At 35.2% G+C, this 20,555-nt stretch carries 19 protein-coding genes; 17 read left to right on the top strand and 2 right to left on the bottom strand.

Features of this window, described 5'->3' with window-relative positions; genetic code table 11:
- The first annotated feature begins 242 nt into the window (after positions 1–242).
- The 13 genes from ACTJKA_RS12075 to ACTJKA_RS12015 all read left to right on the top strand — a co-directional run bounded on the left by ACTJKA_RS12075 (position 243) and on the right by ACTJKA_RS12015 (position 14,704).
- Positions 243–509, top strand: a complete 267-nt coding sequence (locus ACTJKA_RS12075; protein ID WP_411231111.1) for a hypothetical protein — start codon at positions 243–245, stop codon at positions 507–509.
- A gap of 20 nt (positions 510–529) precedes the next feature.
- Entirely contained in the window at positions 530–1,177 is a 648-nt protein-coding gene (locus ACTJKA_RS12070) for a head maturation protease, ClpP-related (RefSeq protein WP_411231113.1), read from the top strand.
- A 2-nt stretch (positions 1,178–1,179) separates the two neighbouring features.
- Positions 1,180–1,743, top strand: coding sequence for a hypothetical protein (locus ACTJKA_RS12065; protein ID WP_411231114.1), 564 nt, complete (start codon positions 1,180–1,182; stop codon positions 1,741–1,743).
- A gap of 361 nt (positions 1,744–2,104) precedes the next feature.
- The gene (locus ACTJKA_RS12060) at positions 2,105–2,575 is read left to right on the top strand and encodes a hypothetical protein (RefSeq protein WP_411231116.1); all 471 of its coding nucleotides are present in this window, start codon (positions 2,105–2,107) and stop codon (positions 2,573–2,575) included.
- Positions 2,575–3,216: a hypothetical protein gene (locus ACTJKA_RS12055; RefSeq protein ID WP_411231117.1), complete on the top strand. Its 642-nt coding sequence runs from the start codon at positions 2,575–2,577 to the stop codon at positions 3,214–3,216. The genes ACTJKA_RS12060 and ACTJKA_RS12055 overlap by 1 nt, the downstream gene beginning before the upstream one ends.
- On the top strand, positions 3,216–4,151 hold the full coding sequence (locus ACTJKA_RS12050) for a hypothetical protein (RefSeq protein ID WP_411231118.1): 936 nt from the start codon (positions 3,216–3,218) through the stop codon (positions 4,149–4,151). Before ACTJKA_RS12055 ends, ACTJKA_RS12050 begins: the two co-directional genes overlap by 1 nt.
- A gap of 301 nt (positions 4,152–4,452) precedes the next feature.
- Positions 4,453–7,206 (top strand): type I restriction endonuclease subunit R, encoded by a 2,754-nt coding sequence (locus tag ACTJKA_RS12045; RefSeq protein WP_440607779.1) that lies wholly within the window; start codon positions 4,453–4,455, stop codon positions 7,204–7,206.
- Positions 7,207–7,374: 168 nt separating this feature from the next.
- A complete protein-coding gene (locus tag ACTJKA_RS12040; RefSeq protein WP_411231119.1) occupies positions 7,375–7,965 on the top strand; it encodes a restriction endonuclease subunit S in 591 nt (196 codons plus the stop codon).
- Between the two features lie 24 nt (positions 7,966–7,989).
- Positions 7,990–9,543 carry a type I restriction-modification system subunit M gene (locus ACTJKA_RS12035; protein WP_411231121.1) on the top strand — a complete coding sequence of 518 codons (1,554 nt, stop codon included), beginning with the start codon at positions 7,990–7,992 and terminating at the stop codon, positions 9,541–9,543.
- A 6-nt stretch (positions 9,544–9,549) separates the two neighbouring features.
- Positions 9,550–10,776 carry a restriction endonuclease subunit S gene (locus ACTJKA_RS12030; RefSeq protein WP_411231123.1) on the top strand — a complete coding sequence of 409 codons (1,227 nt, stop codon included), beginning with the start codon at positions 9,550–9,552 and terminating at the stop codon, positions 10,774–10,776.
- 697 nt (positions 10,777–11,473) lie between these two features.
- A complete protein-coding gene (locus tag ACTJKA_RS12025; protein WP_420952006.1) occupies positions 11,474–12,076 on the top strand; it encodes a DUF3885 domain-containing protein in 603 nt (200 codons plus the stop codon).
- Positions 12,077–12,222: 146 nt separating this feature from the next.
- On the top strand, positions 12,223–12,789 hold the full coding sequence (locus ACTJKA_RS12020; RefSeq protein ID WP_025207937.1) for a TetR/AcrR family transcriptional regulator: 567 nt from the start codon (positions 12,223–12,225) through the stop codon (positions 12,787–12,789).
- Positions 12,790–12,847: 58 nt separating this feature from the next.
- Positions 12,848–14,704: an alpha/beta fold hydrolase gene (locus ACTJKA_RS12015; protein ID WP_440607778.1), complete on the top strand. Its 1,857-nt coding sequence runs from the start codon at positions 12,848–12,850 to the stop codon at positions 14,702–14,704.
- 77 nt (positions 14,705–14,781) lie between these two features.
- On the opposite strand, the gene ACTJKA_RS12010 is transcribed toward ACTJKA_RS12015, so the two are convergent.
- On the bottom strand, positions 14,782–15,426 hold the full coding sequence (locus tag ACTJKA_RS12010) for an FMN-dependent NADH-azoreductase (RefSeq protein WP_341003880.1): 645 nt from the start codon (positions 15,424–15,426) through the stop codon (positions 14,782–14,784).
- A gap of 83 nt (positions 15,427–15,509) precedes the next feature.
- On the opposite strand from ACTJKA_RS12010, the gene ACTJKA_RS12005 reads away from it, so the two are divergent.
- Positions 15,510–16,448 (top strand): helix-turn-helix transcriptional regulator, encoded by a 939-nt coding sequence (locus ACTJKA_RS12005; RefSeq protein WP_048002051.1) that lies wholly within the window; start codon positions 15,510–15,512, stop codon positions 16,446–16,448.
- Between the two features lie 72 nt (positions 16,449–16,520).
- On the opposite strand, the gene ACTJKA_RS12000 is transcribed toward ACTJKA_RS12005, so the two are convergent.
- On the bottom strand, positions 16,521–17,726 hold the full coding sequence (locus ACTJKA_RS12000; protein WP_440607777.1) for a DUF418 domain-containing protein: 1,206 nt from the start codon (positions 17,724–17,726) through the stop codon (positions 16,521–16,523).
- 236 nt (positions 17,727–17,962) lie between these two features.
- On the opposite strand from ACTJKA_RS12000, the gene ACTJKA_RS11995 reads away from it, so the two are divergent.
- The 3 genes from ACTJKA_RS11995 to psiE are packed head-to-tail and all read left to right on the top strand — an operon-like array spanning position 17,963 to position 20,419.
- Positions 17,963–18,658, top strand: coding sequence for a response regulator transcription factor (locus ACTJKA_RS11995; protein WP_048003170.1), 696 nt, complete (start codon positions 17,963–17,965; stop codon positions 18,656–18,658).
- On the top strand, positions 18,645–19,952 hold the full coding sequence (locus ACTJKA_RS11990) for a HAMP domain-containing sensor histidine kinase (protein ID WP_224558684.1): 1,308 nt from the start codon (positions 18,645–18,647) through the stop codon (positions 19,950–19,952). Before ACTJKA_RS11995 ends, ACTJKA_RS11990 begins: the two co-directional genes overlap by 14 nt.
- A gap of 38 nt (positions 19,953–19,990) precedes the next feature.
- Positions 19,991–20,419, top strand: a complete 429-nt coding sequence (gene psiE / locus ACTJKA_RS11985) for a phosphate-starvation-inducible protein PsiE (RefSeq protein ID WP_008346998.1) — start codon at positions 19,991–19,993, stop codon at positions 20,417–20,419.
- Positions 20,420–20,555: the final 136 nt, after the last annotated feature.

The raw sequence follows: 20,555 nt of genomic DNA, 5'->3' as shown, positions 1-20,555 counted from the left end.
TTGTGGTTTTGTGGTCGTTTGCTAAAAAATATTGTGGCTGCAAGGTTAAAGCCTGCCACAATTTAACCACGTTTAACCACATAAAGGTAGTTTTCGTTATATTGCACAACGGATGAATAGACATTATAGGTAGAGGTTTATTAAAATGGGTGACACTTTGATAAATTGCATAATGAATAAAATTTTTAAGATTAGGAAAATTAAGATTAAGGATAAATAATAAATTAGGCGAGGTGTGTAAAGTGGATGAATTAATCTTAGAAGGTAAACGGGCTTATCATCGAGAGTATATGAGAAATTATAGAAAGCAAAATCCAGAAAAGATAAAAGAATGGCAGAACAATTGGTATCTTAAAAAAGCACTTGAAGTAAAAAAGAATGAAGGAAAACAGCTAGGAACAGCTAAAGAAAAAGCCTTGTTTGAACTAGAACAATTGAAAAATAAGCAACTTGAACTAGAGGCAAGAGAAGCAATGAAACATGAGCCTTCTGTCCCTACATTTTACTGAGGAAAGAAGAGGACAACCAAATGGCAAAAAAAATCATGATCAAAGGCGCAATAGTCTCAAACAATGATTACTCCGTTTATGAATGGCTTGATATAGAAGCAACAAGTCCCAAAATTGTTCATGATCACCTTGCTGCGGCTAATGGGCAATCGGTAGAGGTGGAAATTAACTCGGGTGGCGGAGATGTGTTCGCTGGTAGTGAAATCTATTCGGCTTTAAGAGCCTACTCCCTCAACGGAGGGCGTGTAACGGTCAATATTGTCGGTCTAGCAGCAAGTATCGCATCGGTTATTGCCATGGCTGGAGATGTGGTGCGAATCACCCCTGTGGGGCAGATAATGATTCACAATGCCTCCATTCATGGGGCTAGCGGTGATTATAGGGACATGAATCATATATCGGGTGTGTTAAAGAACGTGAATCAAACTCTGGCAAATGCCTACAGATTAAAAACAGGCAAAACGGAAGGTGAGCTATTGTCAATGTTTGATGCTGAAACATGGCTAACACCAGAACAGGCTTTACGACATGGCTTTGTTGATGAAATCTTATTTGACGATCAAGAGCAGTCGGGAGCAATTGGTGCTAGGAGAAGTCAGGTAGCTTCTTATCAAACGAAAAAGGTGGCAGCACAATTAAATTTAATGAAACTGAAAGTGGGTATGTGAAGTTGAAGATTACTAAAGAACGACTAGAAACCAAAGAACCTAAAAAAAGCGGTTGGATATGGCATAAGAAAGAGGAACCAACTGAGAAGCCCTATGATGGGAAAGTTAAGGTACGGATAACGGAGCAGGAGTATAATGCGGTTATCTCTGCATGCCATATGAATAGCCAAGGTTATAAAACTTTTGTCCGGACAGCGATTGAAAGCTTTGATAAGACGGATGAATTAATACAACCACAAACAGAGGAAAACCCACAGGATTGGCTTACCTTTTCGTTTGATAAGGAAGCAAAGGAAACATTGGTTCAAGCTGCTAACAAGGCAAGGATGACGCTGGAGGAGTTTGTACGGGCGTTGGTTTGGACAAAGGTAAAGAGAACGTTTAAAGCTAAGAAGGAACAAGATGAACGCTCGATGGAACAAAAGAGAAAGGGAAGCTATCGTGCTGTTACGATTAGGCTAGAGCCAGATTTGATTGAAAGATATGAATCAATGTTTGGAAGGATCAATAGCATAACAGAAATTGAAAAGACATTAAAAGATATGTTGCAAAGAGAGCTTGCCTAGCTCCCCCCCTCTAAAAATAACAGGGCTTCGGTAAGGGTACCGGTGGCGGGAGAAGAATTTTTCTGCGTGATACTTACATGAATTTTTTTGGATTTATAGAAATATGGCAGGATATCAGCAGCTATGTAAAAAGTAGCTGCTGTTTATTGACCGGGAAGATTATGTAGTAGTTACATTTATAGCGTTCTTCGTTATAATGGAAAGAGATATTGACAACAATGAATTATTAAATAGGTGCTTTTTACCTAAAATATTAATATAATTTAAATAGACAGTTTCAACTGTGTAATAAAAAAAGGGTTTTCTGGTAAATAATCGAATAACTTGATGATAACTTATTTTTTAAAATAAGGAGGTAAATATGCTTTTAGCTAAAGTATTTAAAAGACATGCAAATGGAAAATTAAATTTAAAGCTTGAAACCTATGATACTGATCAACAAAAATATACTGATGTTGTCTCTAATATGAAAAAAGAAAAGTATAAACAAGTCATTTTAAATTCCGAAATAATGCTTATGATTATTGAAAAAGTTTTAAAACTAAAAGGTATGTTAATGAAAATAGAATTTGAAGATACAACAGATTCGGAAATTATAGAAGAAATTGATCATATAGTAAAAAAAATTCGTGAGGAAAGTGTTATTTATTATGAGGATTTACTGAAATTATTGCATTGGACAAGTGACAATAATTCTATAGATTTGAGAAAATTAACAGTTTCTCTTGAAGTGAATAAATATGAAATATATTCAAATGGAATTATTGAAGGTGAAAATTTTGATGAATTATTTCAAAAAGTCATAGTACCTGTTTTGGAGAAATATCTATAATGAAATCTCCTAAGATAACTTTTATAGAGGATTTAAAGGGATATTTAAAAAATCTTACCGTAGTACTAGTTACAGTACTATTGCTATCTAATAATATTTCTATATCTGAAGGAATACTTAAAATTACTCCTGGAAGGCTAAGTTGGTTTCTTGATATAGGCATTTATACATTTATAACGTTATTAATAATTAGCCTTCTAAAACTTTTCTACAGCCAAAGGTTATTTAAGATAGAATGTTATTTTTATTTCGATAAAGAGTATAAAAACAATGAAATAAACTTAATACCTAATAAGTCAGAAAAAATATATTTGTTCATATCTGTACGTGGAGATGTAAAATTCTTGCCCACATCTATAAAAATTTCCTATTCTGAAAGCCTTAGTTTGCAGACTAAAAGTCACCCAGCTATTCTAGTTGATGATGAAAACAATACATATACAATTAATTTAGAAAAGTTATTTGCACAACAAGACTACATAGAGGAAGATAATGAAATCTCTTTTGACCTTATTGCAGATGATCAAATAAAAAGAAAAGTTATTAAGCCACAAATTAATAAAAATGAAAAAACGGGAATATACCGGTTAAAAAAAGAAGTGAAAAGTTTCACCATTAATAAAAAGGAGAGTACGAATTAATGGCTTATTCTAAATGGATAAACAATACAGAGGATACGATGGAGCAAATTATCCAGAACATTAGTGATCACCAGAATTGGTATGAACCGAATATTGATGAACTTACAGAAGAACGTTTGGGCTATAATATTGAGTTTATACAGCAAAGTCAAAGTATTCAACTAGGTAATAATACAATCGAATATAGCATTATAAAATATGAGTTTGAAAAGCATAGACCAGGTGAAAGTAGAAATACCGATAGAGCGATGCGTGTAAAGTTAGTTAAAAATTATATATTGATATTTAGGAATGATGATAAGATTCAATACATAATTAATCGTAATGGTTCTGATGCTAAGGCAATTCTAAGAAAACTAAATAACCACACAGGCAGAAACACTATTACGGAGAATAAGTTTGATTTTTCACAGGATTTCTTTAATTGGCTAATATATGTAGTATTGAAAAATAACAATCCTATTATTGATAGTCTTGAGGTAAAAAAAATTATGGGATTTAAGGGAACTGTTGATCAGCAAGAGCAGCGTCTAGCAGAAATTATAGGTTCTGGTAGTGAGATAATGAATGCCTTAAGTACTTTAGCATTCCTCTTTGATAATGATGGTATGTCCTACATTAAACCTGTAATTAATTATAATGAAAATCACACTTCTATAGAAATTGATATGAGGCTAAATGGTACGTTAGATATCAATTCAGAAGTATATATGGGCGATTTTATAAACGATCCGGAAGAAATACGCAAAGCTAAAATTCTTCTATTATTGAATATATTAGTTCTTCCAGATCTAATAACAGCGTTTAACGGTGATGTTGAGAGTGAGAAATGGAATCTGGATATACAGGTAACTATGATTAGGGAAATTGGTGAAATAATTCAAGGAAAAGTTAGAGAAAAAATTCAATCTTTAGTAGAAGATGAAGGCGAATAAAGTTTCTTTTATCATTGTATCGGGCGCTTTTCTTTAATAAGAAGGCGACTTTTGTATATATAAAACACATTACAGGACATGTTCATTACGTCGACCCGATAACACAAGAGGAAACTGTTGTCGGTGAAGGTTTTATTTTTAGGCAGCTATTTATAAAGTGGCTGCTTTTTAATTTGTCGTACAAGGGAAGGGGGAACTCGACTAAAAATGGTTAATTAATACAATATTAAAGATAAAAATGAAACTTAAAACATTAATCTTTAGTATAATAAAAAGGTAATGGTATTAAGGAGGTTCCAGTATGGCATACCAACCTGAAGCAGAACTTGAAAAAAACTTACAAAAACAACTCGTAAATCAAGGCTATAAAGCGGTTAAGATTGCTGATTATGATGCACTATTAGCCAATTTTAAGCAGCAGCTTAACTTATTCAATGAACGAAAACTAAATGGACAACCATTATCAGATATAGAATTTAAGAGAATTCTTACTTTAATCGAAGGTAAAAGCATTTACGATTCTGCCAAAATCCTACGTGATAAATTATTAATCGAACGTGAAGATGGCACTCAATTATATGTTGAATTGCTAAACACAAAAGATTGGTGTAAGAATCTTTTTCAGGTTACAACACAAACCACTGTGACTGGTAAGTACACTAATCGTTATGACGTCACTATTCTAATTAACGGCTTACCACTCGTTCAAATAGAATTAAAAAGACGAGGATTAGATTTTAAAGAAGCGTTTAACCAAATCCAACGCTATCGTCGTCATACATTCCCTGGTTTATATCGTTTTCTACAAATCTTTGTTATAAGTAATGGTGTCGATACAAAATACTTTTCAAACTCTGATTATGACATTCAATTTGGATTTACATTCTTCTGGTCAGATGAAAAAAATGAACTGATTACGAACTTACAAAGTTTTAGTAGTACATTCTTAAATCCATGCCATCTTGCGAAGATGATTAGTCGTTATATGGTCATTAATGATACCGATAAAGCATTAATGGTTATGCGTCCTTATCAAGTTTATGCAGTTGAAGCACTTGTAAAGCGTGCAACCGAAACCAGCAACAACGGCTATATTTGGCATACAACCGGTTCTGGTAAGACATTGACTTCCTTTAAAGCTGGTCAAATTTTATCAGATGAAGAAAGTATCAAAAAGGTGTTCTTCCTTGTCGACCGCCAAGATTTAGACAGCCAAACGATCGCAGAGTTCAACAAGTTCCAAAAGGGAGCGGTTGACCGCACTGACAAAACCGAAATCCTTATTGAACAAATACAAAATCCAATGAAACGGTTTATTGTGACAACGATTCAGAAAATGAACAATGCTATCAAAAATCCAAAGTACGTTAAGATAATGGAACCATACAAACAAGAGAAAGTAGTTTTCATTATTGATGAATGTCATCGTAGCCAATTTGGTGATATGCGAAAAGAAATTGATCATCACTTCCAGAATGCTCAATATTTTGGTTTTACCGGAACACCACGTTTTATCGAGAATAAAAGTCAAGATGGACGTACAACTGCTGACCTATTTGATAAATGCTTGCATTATTACCTTATTAAAGATGCGATCCGTGATGGGAACGTACTAGGTTTTTCAGTAGAATACGTTCGTACTTTTAACGCTAATATTGATGAAACAGATGCTACAAAAGTACAAGCGATTGATACAGATGAAGTGTGGCATGATGAACGACGTTTAAACTTAGTTGCTGACCATATTATTGATAATCATCAACGACGTTCTAAAAGTAAAGGCTATTGTGCTATGTTTGCAGTTGATTCAATTCCTACGTTAATTAAGTATTACGATATTTTTAAATCTAAGAATCATGATTTAAAGATTGCTGGGATTTTTTCATATGGGCAAAACGAGGAAAGCGATGGTACAGGTGAACATTCTCGTGAAGCGTTAGACCGTATGATTTCAGATTATAACCAAATGTACGACACAGACTTCTCGACAGAAACATGGGATCGTTATTTTTCAGATGTATCAAAAAAAGTGAAAAATGCTCAAATAGATATTTTACTTGTCGTAAAGATGTTCTTAACTGGGTTTGATAGCAAGCCACTCAATACTCTCTATGTAGATAAGAACATGGTATATCATGATTTGTTGCAAGCATATAGCCGTACAAATCGTGTAGAGAAATCGACTAAACCATATGGAAATATCGTTTGCTATCGAAATTTAAAAGAAAAAACAGATGAAGCAATTAAGTTATTCTCAAGAACAGACAACGTTGATACCGTTCTAATGGGTAGCTACGATGAATATCTAAAAGCGTTTAAGGAAGCAGTGAAAAATTTAAGGGATGTTGCAGTCATTCCTGAAGAAGTTGACGAGCTAGAAAGAGAAGAAGATAAGCGTCAATTTATTATTGCATTCAAAAATGTAACGAAATTCCTTCAACGTTTACAATCATTTTCTGATTTTGAGTTTGATGAAACAGAGCTAACGATTTCACAGCAATCATATGAAGATTTCAAGAGCAAGTACTTCAAAGTGTACGAAGATTTTAAGCGTAGTGAAGTACCAAAGGAATCTATTTTACATGATATCGACTTTGAATTAGAGCTAATGCATACAGACAAGATTAATGTCAGTTACATTTTAAATCTGGTTGCCAACCTTAACACAGAAAATGAAAAAGAACGTGATAAAGAGATTAGATTTATTAAACAAGAATTAGACCATGCCTCAGATCCAAAGTTACGTCTGAAAATTGAATTGATAAAAGGGTTCTTAGATAAGGTCGCACCAACTTTGGCTGCTAATGAATCTGTAATGGATGCTTACAATCGTTACGAAGAAGAAATGAGTGAGCAAGAACTCTCAACATTTGCGAAACAAGTAAATATTGAAGACAGTGTATTACGTGAACAAGTATCAGCGTATGAGTATTCCAGTCTAATTGAGAAGAATGAGATTATGGATAATTTATCAGGATCGTTTTTGAAAAAGAATAAAGCAATCAAAGCGATTACTTCGTTCATTCGTGACTTTACCGAAAAATACGGTGCTTAGTTACCACATTACCCATTTAATTAAAGAGAGGGTGCTAAATTAGCGCCCTCTCTTGTTATTTTAAAAAATATCAAAAAATAAATGGAAAAACATTGATATTTTAAAAAATATCATATATATTTAATACGTCGGATCTGATATTTTAAAAAATATCAAAGGAGGAGTGTTGTGAAACTTAATCAAATTGCACAATTTACTCAAGGTGCATTTACAAATCGTTTAGAAACATTTTCTTCTAATGTTGAAACGTCAAAAGTCAAACCACTTTCATTAAAAGAATTTAATGAAACACTTGGCTTAGCTTATCGAATTTCAAATGAAAAAAATGCGGAAATTACTGTACCTAAAGAAAAATTGGTACCACAATTGCTAACCGATACATTCAGTCTTATTCTACACACGCATACACAAAAAATCGCTCTGTTACCTGAGAGATATAGTGGGTTATTATTAACAAATAACTTTATAAAAATTGAATTAACAAGTGATGTAGATGCAGCCTTCTTTGAATGGTACTTTAATGAACATCCTTCCATTCAAAAGCAACTGTCTGTTTTAAGTGAAGGAACAGTCACTTCATTATTGAAATTATCTCACTTAAAGGATTTAGAAATTGATTTACCACCTGTCCAAAAGCAAATCATTATTGGAAAAATTGCACAGTTAAAAAAGAGAAAACAATTATTGATGGCTGAAAAACGTGAATTACAACAGTTATATATTCAACAGAAACTAATTCAAAGTATTAACGTAAATTAAAATTATCTAGGGAGGAATTTTATTATGACAACAAGCGAAAAGCAACGTCAACAACAAGCTGAATTACATAAAAAATTATGGGCGATGGCAAATGATTTACGAGGTCAAATGGATGCCAACGAATTCAAGGATTATATTTTAGGGTTAATTTTCTATCGGTATTTATCTGAAAAAGTAGAAGCACGTGCAAAAAAATTGTTAAAAGACGATAACATATCTTATTTGGAAGCATGGGAAAATGAAGAGTACCGTGAGGACTTAGCAGAGTATCTTATTGAAGAGTTGGGTTATGTAGTGGAACCTCAATTTCTGTTCTCACGTTTCCTTGAGGAAATCGAAAAAGGGGCAAATGGCAGCTTTGATGTAGAGATGCTGCAAAACGGAGTAAAAGCAATTGAATCATCTACTTTAGGTACTGAAAGCCAAGAGGATTTCCAAAACCTTTTCGACGATATGGATTTAACTTCTTCACGTTTAGGACGTACAGTGAAGGATCGTACAAGTTTAATCAGTAAAGTAATCGTAAATATTGCAAATATTCCATTTCTACAAGATGATGTAGAAATCGATGTTTTAGGTGACGCATATGAATACATGATTTCGCAATTTGCAGCAAACGCAGGAAAAAAAGCAGGCGAATTCTATACACCACAACAAGTATCTAAAATCTTAGCTAAAATTGTAACTGCAGGCAAATCAGAAATTCGTGATGTATATGACGGAGCCTGTGGTTCAGGTTCGTTGCTACTTCGTGTAGGTAAAGAAGCGAAAGTTCACAAATATTACGGGCAAGAAAAGGTATCAACAACGTACAACTTAGCACGTATGAATATGTTACTACATGATGTTCCATACCAACGATTCGATATTCAAAATGCAGATACATTAGAAGAACCGCAACATATCGACCAACGTTTTGAAGCAATTGTTGTCAATCCTCCATATTCAGCAAAATGGAGCGCAGATGATAAATTTAAAGAAGATGAACGCTTTAGTGCTTATGCAAAACTAGCACCAAAATCAAAAGCAGACTTTGCTTTCATTCAACACTTTATTCATCAATTAGATGATAACGGTACAATGGCAGTTGTACTGCCACACGGAGTACTATTTCGTGGTGCAGCAGAGGAAGCGATTCGTAAGTATTTAATAGAAGAGAAAAATTATTTAGATGCAGTAATCGGATTACCGGCAAACATTTTCTACGGAACAAGCATTCCGACATGTATTCTAGTATTCAAAAAATGTCGTAAGCATGATGACAATGTTTTATTCATTGATGCGTCAAATGAATTTGAAAAAGGTAAAAATCAAAATCATTTATCAGATGAACATGTTGAAAAAATTATCAACACTTTCTTGAATCGAGAAACAATTGATAGGTATTCATATGCAGCAAGACTAGATGAAATCAAAGAGAACGATTATAACTTAAACATTCCTCGTTACGTGGATACTTTTGAAGAAGAAGAGCCGATTGATTTACAAGCTGTAGCTCAACGTCTGAAAGAAATTGATGATGAAATCACAGAAGTTGACCGTGAGTTAGAAAAATATTTTAAAGAGCTGGGGGTGTGAATTAAAATGGATCGAAAACCTCCTTTAAGTTTTAATAGCGAGATTCTTTGGAGACCTTATAAACTTGGTTCACTTATAACAAAAATAGAAACAGGCACAAATGATTTAGGTAAAGAGAATATTACCGACTTTCCCTTACTAAAAATGGGCAATATCCAACTGGGGGCTTTTAATCTTTCAAAACTTGAATATCTGACAAAGGAACAGTTTAATAACTCTAAAAAGTATATTGCAAAAAAGGGCGATTTTTTATTTAATACAAGGAATACATTAGCATTAGTAGGTAAAGCTGCAACCTGGACTATAGATGATAAGAATTATGTCTTCAATAGCAATATTGCTCGTATTAGCCTAGATGATTCAAAAATTTATAGTCATTTTTTAAATTATCTGTACGCTACGCCTTCAATTTGGTCACAAGTTAAAGCAAGAGCTGTTGGTACTACAAGTGTAGCTGCTGTATATCCAAGGGATTTATCGTCAATAAAAATATTAATACCTGATTTAAAAGAACAAAAAAAAATAAGTATGTTTTTTCGTCAATTGGATTTAAGAATCAATCTTCAACAAGAAAAAGTCGATACGTTTAAGGAACAAAAAAAAGGATATATACAGAAGATTTTTAGCCAGAAGTTAAGATTTAAAAATGCTCGTGGAGATTCTTTTCCTAGTTGGGAAGAAAAATATTTGAAGGAAATAAGTGATGTAAGGGATGGTACACATGATTCTCCAAGATACTATCCATCAGGTTATCCCTTAGTTACGTCTAAAAACTTAAATTCTAATGGCACTTTGAATAGTAATGATCTTAATTACATTAGTAAAGAAGATTTTGAAAAAGTTAATAAACGGTCACTTGTCGAAGATAATGATATTCTATTTGGCATGATTGGTACAATCGGAAATCCTGTCAAGGTTTCTAATCCTAATTTTGCTATAAAAAATGTAGCTCTTATAAAAGATAATGCTGGTAAATTTAATAACTATTTAATTCACTTCTTAAATAGTTCTCATATAGAAAAACAATTTAAACTTTTATTAGCTGGTGGTACACAAAAATTTATAGGTTTAAATGATATTAGGCATTTAAAAGTATTAGTTCCTTGTGAAGAAGAGCAGGTACAAATCGCTCAATTTTTATCTCTACTAGATAAAAAAATTTCTTTAGAAGAAAAAATTTTAAATAGTTACGAGCAACAAAAGCGAGCTTTCATGCAACAAATGTTCATATAACAAAACAGCACCCTTCTATATATTATGGAAGAGTGCTTTATTTCTTAAAAAATTACATTTAATTATGATACAGGCTGTAACTATTTATGGTTAGTTAATGTCTTTCTCCTTCTTACATGGTTTTATTATTTGAATTTCCATGCCAACACCGAGCCAAGTTCGTGCCAAGTTGAAATTATAAACCATTTTAAACCATTTGAAGAATGGCTTTATATCAAAGGTTTGAGCGGTTTTATTTTTAATCATTACGTCCCATTTCGAGCAAAGTTAATCAAGTTCGAGATGGAAGGTTCTATTGGTTAATACAGAGGATTGAAAATGATTGATATAAGAGGTTGATGAAGCGTGCCGAATTTGTGCCGGTCAAGAGACCTTTTAGTGTAGGAGACGAACTTTTTAAGTTCGTCTTTTTCTATTTCATTGTTTACATCTAAGTTGACAATGAATAAAAAAACTTTATTGAATGATACTGGGGTTAAGATTTCTCTTTTCACTAAGAAGGTTAAAGGTAACAAGAGTGGAAAGATCCTGCATCTGGTTTGTCCATTTCAAGAGATTTTGGGAAAGGGAATTCTCATGGAGGAGGTTACTACAAATTAATGAATAAATTCGGAGAGCGTATAGCTACACTAAATAAAAGTGGTCGAGTAATTATAAAATAAGAATTGTACATAAAAGAATGAATGGAGAATGGGATATGGTTCACCTAGATTATTTACAAAGTGAATTCAATATTGATTTAATTAATGATTCCTTTGACGAGTTACCTCTAAGCCTTCATATTCAACTCGAAAAAGAAATGTATCAGTTTAATGATCAAGGCAATTTAAATCCTCAATATTTTAATAAGGTTTATAATGTTGCAATAAGTATATTTGATGAACTTTTTGGGGAGAACGATTTATTGTTCGTCGTCACAATTGTTCGAAGCGAGCATTCATTACAGAGGCCGATAGGAGTATATAGTAAGTATTCAAAAAAAATTAATAAATATAGACTCAATGTAAAAAATTCTAAAGATGAGAATGGAAAAGTCATTCAATATTCTTTAGAAACAAAAAAACAGCATATAGAGTACAAGAAAATAATCAAGGCAATATGTAATCAAGATTTTAAAAGTATGGCTCCGAGGTTCAATGACAAATATAGTAGTTATCCTGAAATATTCTTTATAAATAAAGATTTTATTTATCATATTTATGATGACAGAGGGGCATTCTTATTATTTAAGGATGAGAGAAAGTATGAGAAATTTAAAACAAAGTATAGTACTTTAATGGTAGGAGAAGATTATAATTAAAAGAAACTCTCTTATTGATAGTTTCCTCATTTGCGTTTGACTGTTTCGAGAAAACTTTTTCATCAAACTCTTTTCTAAATGATCATAAATACTTGCAACATTTAAATTAGTACTGTATAGTTCTAATTATGACAAAGATAAAATTAATGAATCAAAAACGTGTGCTTGAAGTAGCTGCAACTTTATTTTTAGAAAAAGGGTTTGCTTATACGAGTATGGACGAATTAGTTCGTGTAAGCAAAGTGTCAAAGTCGAATGTGTATTATCACTTTTCTAATAAGGAAGAATTATTAGAAGGGGTCGTTGATTATTGGATTGACATGTATCAATCTGCAATGGAGGACGTACTGTCTCAGACCCAATTTTCAGTTGAAGATCGAATTCAACTGTTTTTAAAGCAATTATCTCAAGGAGTTCAGGCGAGAGAGTATAAGGGCGGCTGTCCATTTATTACTCTTTATATTCAAAGCCCTGTAAAGGCCACACAAATAAAAGAAAAAATAGGTCTTTTTTTCACAGGATTACAAGAGAAAGTTTCTCTATTACTGAAACAAGGGGTAGAGAATGGGGAATTCAGACATACGATTCATATTGATGAGGTGGCATCACTTTTTATGACAAATCTTGAAGGAGCGTTATTTATTTCAGAAACATTGAAAGATGCCACTGTCATCACAAAAACAGCAGATCATTTATTTAACTTGCTTCGATAAAAGAAGCATTTTTTTTACATCAAATTAGTACTATGTAGTACTAAAAAGGAGATTTCACATGAAAACAGTATTTTTAACGGGTGGAACAGGGTTTATCGGAAAGCAATTAGTCGAAGAATTAGCGAAAGAGGATGTGAACATTCTTCTTTTAGTAAGGTCAAAAAGTAAAGCAACACGCATTTTTCAAGAAAGAGGTATTTTAGAAGAGTCAGTGATGCACTTTGTTGAAGGTGATTTGACGAAAGTCGATTTGGGTCTAAGTGCTGAAGATCAGGAGAGGGTATTGAAAACGGATGTGATCATTCACGCAGGAGGACCCATGGATATTCAAGCAACCAGGAAAGAGGCAGCTTCCGTCTTTTTAAATGGCGCCAAATATATTGGTGAATTAGCTAAAAGTATTCATCAATTGAAGGGCTTGCAGCAATTTATTCATGTTGTCGGTTATATGAGCCCCTTTGATGATCAAAATAGCAAGATTGCCATCGACGTGTTTGAAGAAGGGAACGATTACTTGAAAATAAAAAATAATTATGAAAAAACAAAGTTTTTAGCAGATCTTTATATTCGTCAACAGGCATCAGCAGTAGGTTATCCGCTTTCTATCATTAATCCGCCAACTGTCGTTGGAAGTAGTCAAACAGGGAGTACAGAGCAAATTGCAGGATTAGGTTTGCTTGTAAAGAGTATGCGAAGAGGGCTCATGCCGGTGATTCCTGGAGGTAAGGACTATCGGTTACCACTTATTTCAAACGATGAGTTTGCGAAGTGTATTGTACAGGTTTTCAAGTTGGAGCAGCCGGCTATTCAAACATATACACTTGTTGAAGACAAAGAGCACGATCAGAATGTTGCTGAACTATTAAGTATGATGTCAGAAAGCATGAATATGAGGACGCCAAACATCTCTGTCCCAATGCCACTGATGAAAGCTATCATGAAGAGTGGTGTCAGTAAACTCACAAACATTCCTTCTGACGGACTGAATTTTATGACAAAACGAACGTTTTCAAATGTTTCAGCGAAAAAAATAATGGGAGAAGATTGGTTTAAGAAGACGAGTGTCATGACATTTTTCCCTGCTGTAGTAGCTGATCTAGATTATCGAATGATGGCTCAACATGGTGAGCACCAACATTTATTTAAACGAACATTATGCGATAATAACACCCTTTACCAATTACAAGGAGAGGGGAAGCCGTTTATTTTATTACATGGTTTATTGAGTGATGGAGAAGATTTATTTCCTTTAGCACAAGAGCTTCATGAGAAAACAGGTCAACCTGTATGGGTCTTGGATCTTCCTGGTTTGGGGCGTTCTCCATTTAAACGAGAGAAACATCTTCTAGATATCTATATAAATGTAGTGAAAAAAGTAATAGAAAAAGCGACGAATGGTGCACATCTAATCGGCCATTCATTCGGTGCGTATATTCTTTTGGAAGCATTGGGACAAGAATACATCGATAAGAAGTATTCCATCACTTTACTTCAGCCGCCTGTTGCTAAACAAAAGGCAAAATCACTTCATGTTCCTCAATTTCTAAACAAATGGACATTAAGATTGGCAACGACTCATTTGATAGAGCGTTATGTCTTAAGACATGGTTTGTTTGAAAGCACGGAGAGCATCCCTAAACATTATATTGAAAAAATCAGAAACAGCTTTACTTCTCCTAGAATTTTAAATACAACGGTTCAGCTTAACCATTTATTACGGAAAACCGATCAAGGTGACTTTAAAGAAGTTACAAAGGATAACTTACACATGATTTGGGGGGAGTATGACAGAGGCTATTCTGCGCCATCGCATCTTGGGAAGGTTGATGTTGTTCCGTATGGCCATCATTTCCCTCTTAGCCATCCAAGTGAAACGGCAGCATTAGTCATCAATAATATTTGTACTAGTAGATAGGAGTCACCCCAAAACGAAAAATAAGATTGATGACAAGTGAGCAAAATTTTTCGTTCTGGGTCTTGAAAATATAGAGGTTAACGAGGTGCATAAAACGCATCTAAGGTTTTCGTCATATCATCAGATGCAGATTGTAAGATAGTCCTTTGATCTAAAATCGCTGTTCCTTGTGCCCGGACAATATGAAATTGTTGAAAACCCATCAAGTTTTGGAATATTTCCTTTAGATAATAATATGAAAATTCCAGTGGTGTGTACCGATCGTTATTTGTGAAAATTGAGCCACTTGCTTGAAGCAAAAGTACACGATAATCATCAGTCATCAGACCAACTGAACCCTCTTCTGTATACTTAAACGTTTCTCTCGCAATAAAGATATTATCTATATAATCTTTCATTCGTGAAGTCACATTGAAATTATGAACAGGTGATACAATCACAATTCGATGATGTGCTTTGAATTGAGCCAATAGAGCAGATGAAGCAGCGGCGATTTTTTCTTCGGCAGCTGTTAATGATTGTTCAGATGCTTGCTTATCCCAAATTCCTAGCAGCTGGTCTATTTCGATACGAGGAATTTCAGTTCCATATAAATGTAAAATGGTTGGTTCCTCATGAGGAAATCTTTCTTTAAACTGCTTTAAAAATAGTGTTTGCAGTTTGTTTGAATAACTTTCTCGATGAGTGAAATCTGGGTGCGCGTTAATGATTAGTGTTTGCATATACATGCTCCTTTTCTTTTGATAAACTGAGTATAAAATAAAAAGGTGACACAACATGGCACCTTTTTCAGAAGGAAAATCAAATGAAAAAATCAGAACGATTAAACCAAGAGCTTATTTTTTTAAGCGATAAATACTCATTTCAATTAAAAGATTTAGAAGCGGAATTCGGTATTTCTAAACGTACGGCTTTAAGAGATATGGAAGAGCTAGAGTCCATGGGCTTAGCTTTTTATGTTGAAAATGGCAGACATGGAGGATATCGGCTCGTGAATCAATCTCCATTGGTTCCGATCTATTTTCAAATAGATGAAGTTCAAGCCATTTTTTTCGCTCTTAAAGCCCTAGATCTGTTGTCAGCAACACCGTTTAAAAAGTCTTACTCACAGATTCGTCAAAAACTGTTTGCTACAATGTCTGATGAGAGAAAACATCGGATCACGGAGATTTTGGATGTGATTCATTACTATCATGTCGCGCCAGTGAGTGAACAAAATCATTTGGATTTGATATTGCAGGCAATGATGGAAGATCAAATCGTGAAGATGACATACACTCAATATGAACATAAAAGGATCAGGCTACAATTTCTTGAGTTGTTTTATCGAAATGGAATTTGGTTTACCGAAGCATTTGATGTTCAGAATAAAAAGTGGGGCGTCTACAGATGTGATTGTATGACGGACATGATGATCGAAGAAGAAACGAAAGACACTTTTACGAAGGAAGAATTAAAAGCACTGCAGCTCGAGTACGAAAAAACTTATCATGATATCTCTTTTAAATGTCGATTAACGGAACAAGGGAAAGAGAAGTTTTTGAAGAATCATTATCCGAATATGAGATTGGAGATCATTGATGATACGCCTTATATTGTAGGGGGGTACAACCAAGAAGAATTATCGTATATGACTCACTATTTGATCTCATTTGGGAAACATATCAAAATTGAATACCCCGATGAATTAAAAGAGAGTTATTTGACTCAATTGCGAGAAATGATGGATCAATATATAAAATGAACGGATTGTATCTGAAACACAAAAACTCAACACATGAAAAAAGGCGAACTGTCGTAATTCGCCTTTTTTCTATTACTTCGCCGCCTGAAATGTATTTGTTTTCGATTTGTCATTGATCTTTCCATACGTCAGCTGACGCCAGATAAATTCCATCGGTCCAGACTTAAATCGCTTTAACCATAACGTACTGAAAAGGACAAGGAAGGCATACACGCCAATGCCAATGAAGAACGTACCAGCGGGTTGAAGATGATCTGCAAGTCCGGCTCCATATTTCAGAAACAGCACTGTTCCAATGATCGAGTGAAGCAAATAGCAGGTCAGGGACATCCGTCCGACCTTGGTAAAAATCATCAAAGCACCTCGCAGCTGAGAAACATGCAAAAACAGCATCGCAAGTGAACTCATATAGAACATACTGCCAGTCAATCCCCCATTTTGCTCAAGTGCAGAGACAATGTTCATCCATGGCGTATGTTCAAAAGGGGTGACCGCTGTCATAATCGTACTGCCTTGTGTGATAAGAAAAGCGATTGTACAAATCATCCAAATACGATTCCAAATCGCTTTTTTCGTCTCCATGTTTTTGAAAAACGACATTTTCACAAAATACACACCAAGTAAAAACATGAAGAACATGGAATAGACGGTGGAAAATGAGCTCGAAGCCATCGTGAACATATCTGTCCACCGGTCACCTATCGATGCTAAATAAGTCAGACTGTTGTGACTGTTCAATTCAAAATCGGCAAAATCCGGCTTGCCTGATGATCCTGTTCTGATGGTGTTGAGCAGCATTGAGAAAAGAGGCGTGAGCAATTGAATCACAAAGAGTGTGATCAGCCAGTACAGGATGGTTTTGGCTGTGCGTTTGTAAAAGAAAAGCAGTAAGAAGCCCGCGACAGCATAATAGGTTAAAATATCTCCAATCCATACAAACGTGACATGCAGAAGACCAATCCCTAAGAGAATGGTTAATCTGCGAGCAAACAACTTGTTCGGGCTGTCCACCTTTTGAGCGGCTCGATCCATAAATATCATAAAACCAACCCCGAATAGAAAGGAAAATAACGTAATGAATTTCCCTGAGGCGAACCAATTCACCAAGTTGTGAAATACATCATTAGACTCCATCTCAAATCCCTTGACCGAATCCACAATCAAAAAATAGTTGACCAAAATAATCCCCATTAAGGCGAATCCTCGTACGATATCCAAAAAATGCACCCGTTCTTTGAGACTCATTGGTTGTCCGTGTTCTACTTTGCTTACATTCATATTAATGCTCCTTTTCATGTATTGGATCTAAAGATAGATCCTTCAATGAATCAATATACAGGTCAATTCTTAATCATTTATGAAGATCCAATTTTTTGAAAATAAATGTGACAACTTGATGGCAATTGATCATATTCATAAACACTTAAGATTTATGGTGTATCTTTTCACATAGCTAGATGATATATAGTAATAACATATAAGAATGAAGTCATGGAGGATGAGGTGAGAGAGATATGACCCATCGAATATTAGTTGTAGAGGATGATCAGGATATTGGTGACCTGTTGCAGGAATCTCTGACACGTACAGGGTATGAGGTGTTGAGAGCCATGAATGGCAAGCAGGCATTGCATGTTGTAGATGATTCGCTGGATTTGGTGATTTTGGATGTCATGATGCCAGGTATCTCCGGTATAGAAACGTGCCAGCAAATAAGAGCCTCCTCAAACGTTCCCATTTTATTTCTGACAGCCAGATCAAGTACATTGGATAAGACAGAAGGATTACTCGCTGGCGGAGATGATTATATGACAAAACCTTTTTCAGAGGAGGAGCTTCACGCTAGGGTCATGGCGCAATTGCGCAGATATACCATCTATCAGGAAAAAAAAGAACAGGAAGAAACCTATTTAGTTGGCGGTAGCCTGAAGTTGAGTGAAGAATTTAATGAAGTGTGGAAAAGTGGCCAGCAAATCAAGTTATCTGATTTAGAATATCGGATATTAAAACTGCTCATGAACAAGCGAAACAAAATATTTTCTGCTCAAAATATTTATGAAAGCGTGTGGGGGCAGCCTTATTTTTATTGTTCAAACAATACGGTCATGGTGCATATCCGAAAGCTGCGTGCCAAAATTGAGGATGACCCGGCTCATCCCGTGTATATCAAAACAGAATGGGGGAGAGGATACCGGTTTGGCACATCGTAAATATACGCTGACCCAAAAGCTGTCACTACTTATATTAGTCGCTGTCATCGTAAGTGGTATTGTCTTTTTGACATTGCAAAAGATCACCGATCACCTGATCGAAGGATATTTGAGTTCAGATGAGTATAATCAGGCAGAGTCAGCCAGATACATCCAAAAATTCAACCGCTACGTTTCAGAACATGAGCTAACTTCAACGGATCGAAAAGCATTCGGTGAGTGGGTGAAAAAAGAAGATTATATTAATCTCACTGTTTACAAAGATGAAGTACTTCAATATGACTCGATTTACTCTGTCGCTGACCAATCGGCCTATGGGAAAGAAAAGGTGACCGACTACGCAAAGCGTCATTCTTACCCGGTTCAATTTAGCGACGGAGAAGGTAGGGTTATGGTAGACGGGTTTTACTCATCTCGATATCACGATCTCGCCTTTACACTAGAACTGCTTGGTGCAACACTCATTTTTCTCCTGATTGTGCTTGTTGGCATTCGCCGAAGTCTGCGTTACTTGCAAACGATCCGTGAAGAGATTCATATTCTTGAAGGCGGTGAGCTCGATTATGAGATGACAGTGAAGGGGCATGATGAATTGGCCATGATTGCAAAGAGCATTGAGGATTTAAGAACAGCCTTTTTGGACAAGCTTCAGGCTATTGATGATCTGCAGGAAGAGAGCCGCAGCTTGGTGACCGAAATGTCGCATGATATGAGAACCCCGCTGACATCACTGATCATGAATCTGGAATTTGCGAAAAAAGAGGAGGCTCTAGCGGATACACGCAAGGAGCAATATATAGCGAGTGCATATGGAAAAGCACTGCAATTAAAGAACCTGTCTGATCATCTATTTGCCTATTTTCTGCTTGATAAAGAGCACGAGTCAGAGCTTGAAACCGTTGCAGTCAAAGAAGTGATTTATGATCTTCTATCAGATCAGGTCGCTCTGCTGCATCAGGAGAATTTCAAGGTCCATATTTTAGGCGAAATGCCGGATAGCTATATCAATGTGAATGTCGAGGAGCTTGGCAGAGTATTTGATAATGTGATGTCTAACTTACGTAAATACGCAGATCCTGAAAAGGACATTCAGATCACTTTTTTATCCGACCAAGATGTTTTTGAAATCCATGTGAGCAATGCGATAAAAAAGACAGACAACATCCCGGAAAGCAATGGACTCGGGGAACGAAGCATCAAGCGGATGATGTCCCGAATGCATGGACAGTTTGAAAGTGTAGAAAAACACGATACCTACTACATCGTATTGCGATTTTGGAATACCAAAATGTAGAGAGCAAAAACAACATCATGGAATGGGGAAACAATCTGATGAAACGATTCAACAATTTCCAAAAGGTACCTGATCTTCTGCAAGCCCTTCTGAATATCTGCCTGTTCTTTCTAGCGATTGCTCTAAGCGTACTCTTAATTAGTGAAACATGGTACATCGTGCAATTCGTCTATAAAACATTGTTTAACAAAGGAGAAAGCTATTATGGAATGCTTGGCGAGCTGCTGATCTTCTTTATGTATTTTGAATTTATCGCCTTAATTATTAAATACTTTAAATCCAACTTTCATTTTCCGCTGCGCTATTTTATTTATATTGGCATCACAGCTGTCATCCGTTTGATTATCATTGATCATGAACAAGCCGTATCGACATTCTGGTGGGCACTGGCCATTCTTGCGATGACCTGTGCACTCTTTATCGCGAGCAAAAGAGATACTGCTCATGAGCATGAGGAAGTGAAGTGAGGAAGAAGAAGGACGAGTGGTCAACACTCGTCTCAGCATGTAGACAAACCCTCGCATTCGGTGTCAGTCCTGCGCTTCGGTGCTCACGAATGTCAAATTCGCTCCGCGCCGATGCTCGTCCTTCCTAGGGCTGCAA

Source organism: Bacillus sp. 22190 (genome assembly GCF_052045575.1).
GTDB classification, from domain to species: Bacteria; Bacillota; Bacilli; order Bacillales; family Bacillaceae; genus Bacillus; species Bacillus altitudinis.
This window is presented reverse-complemented; position numbering and strand designations above follow the sequence as displayed.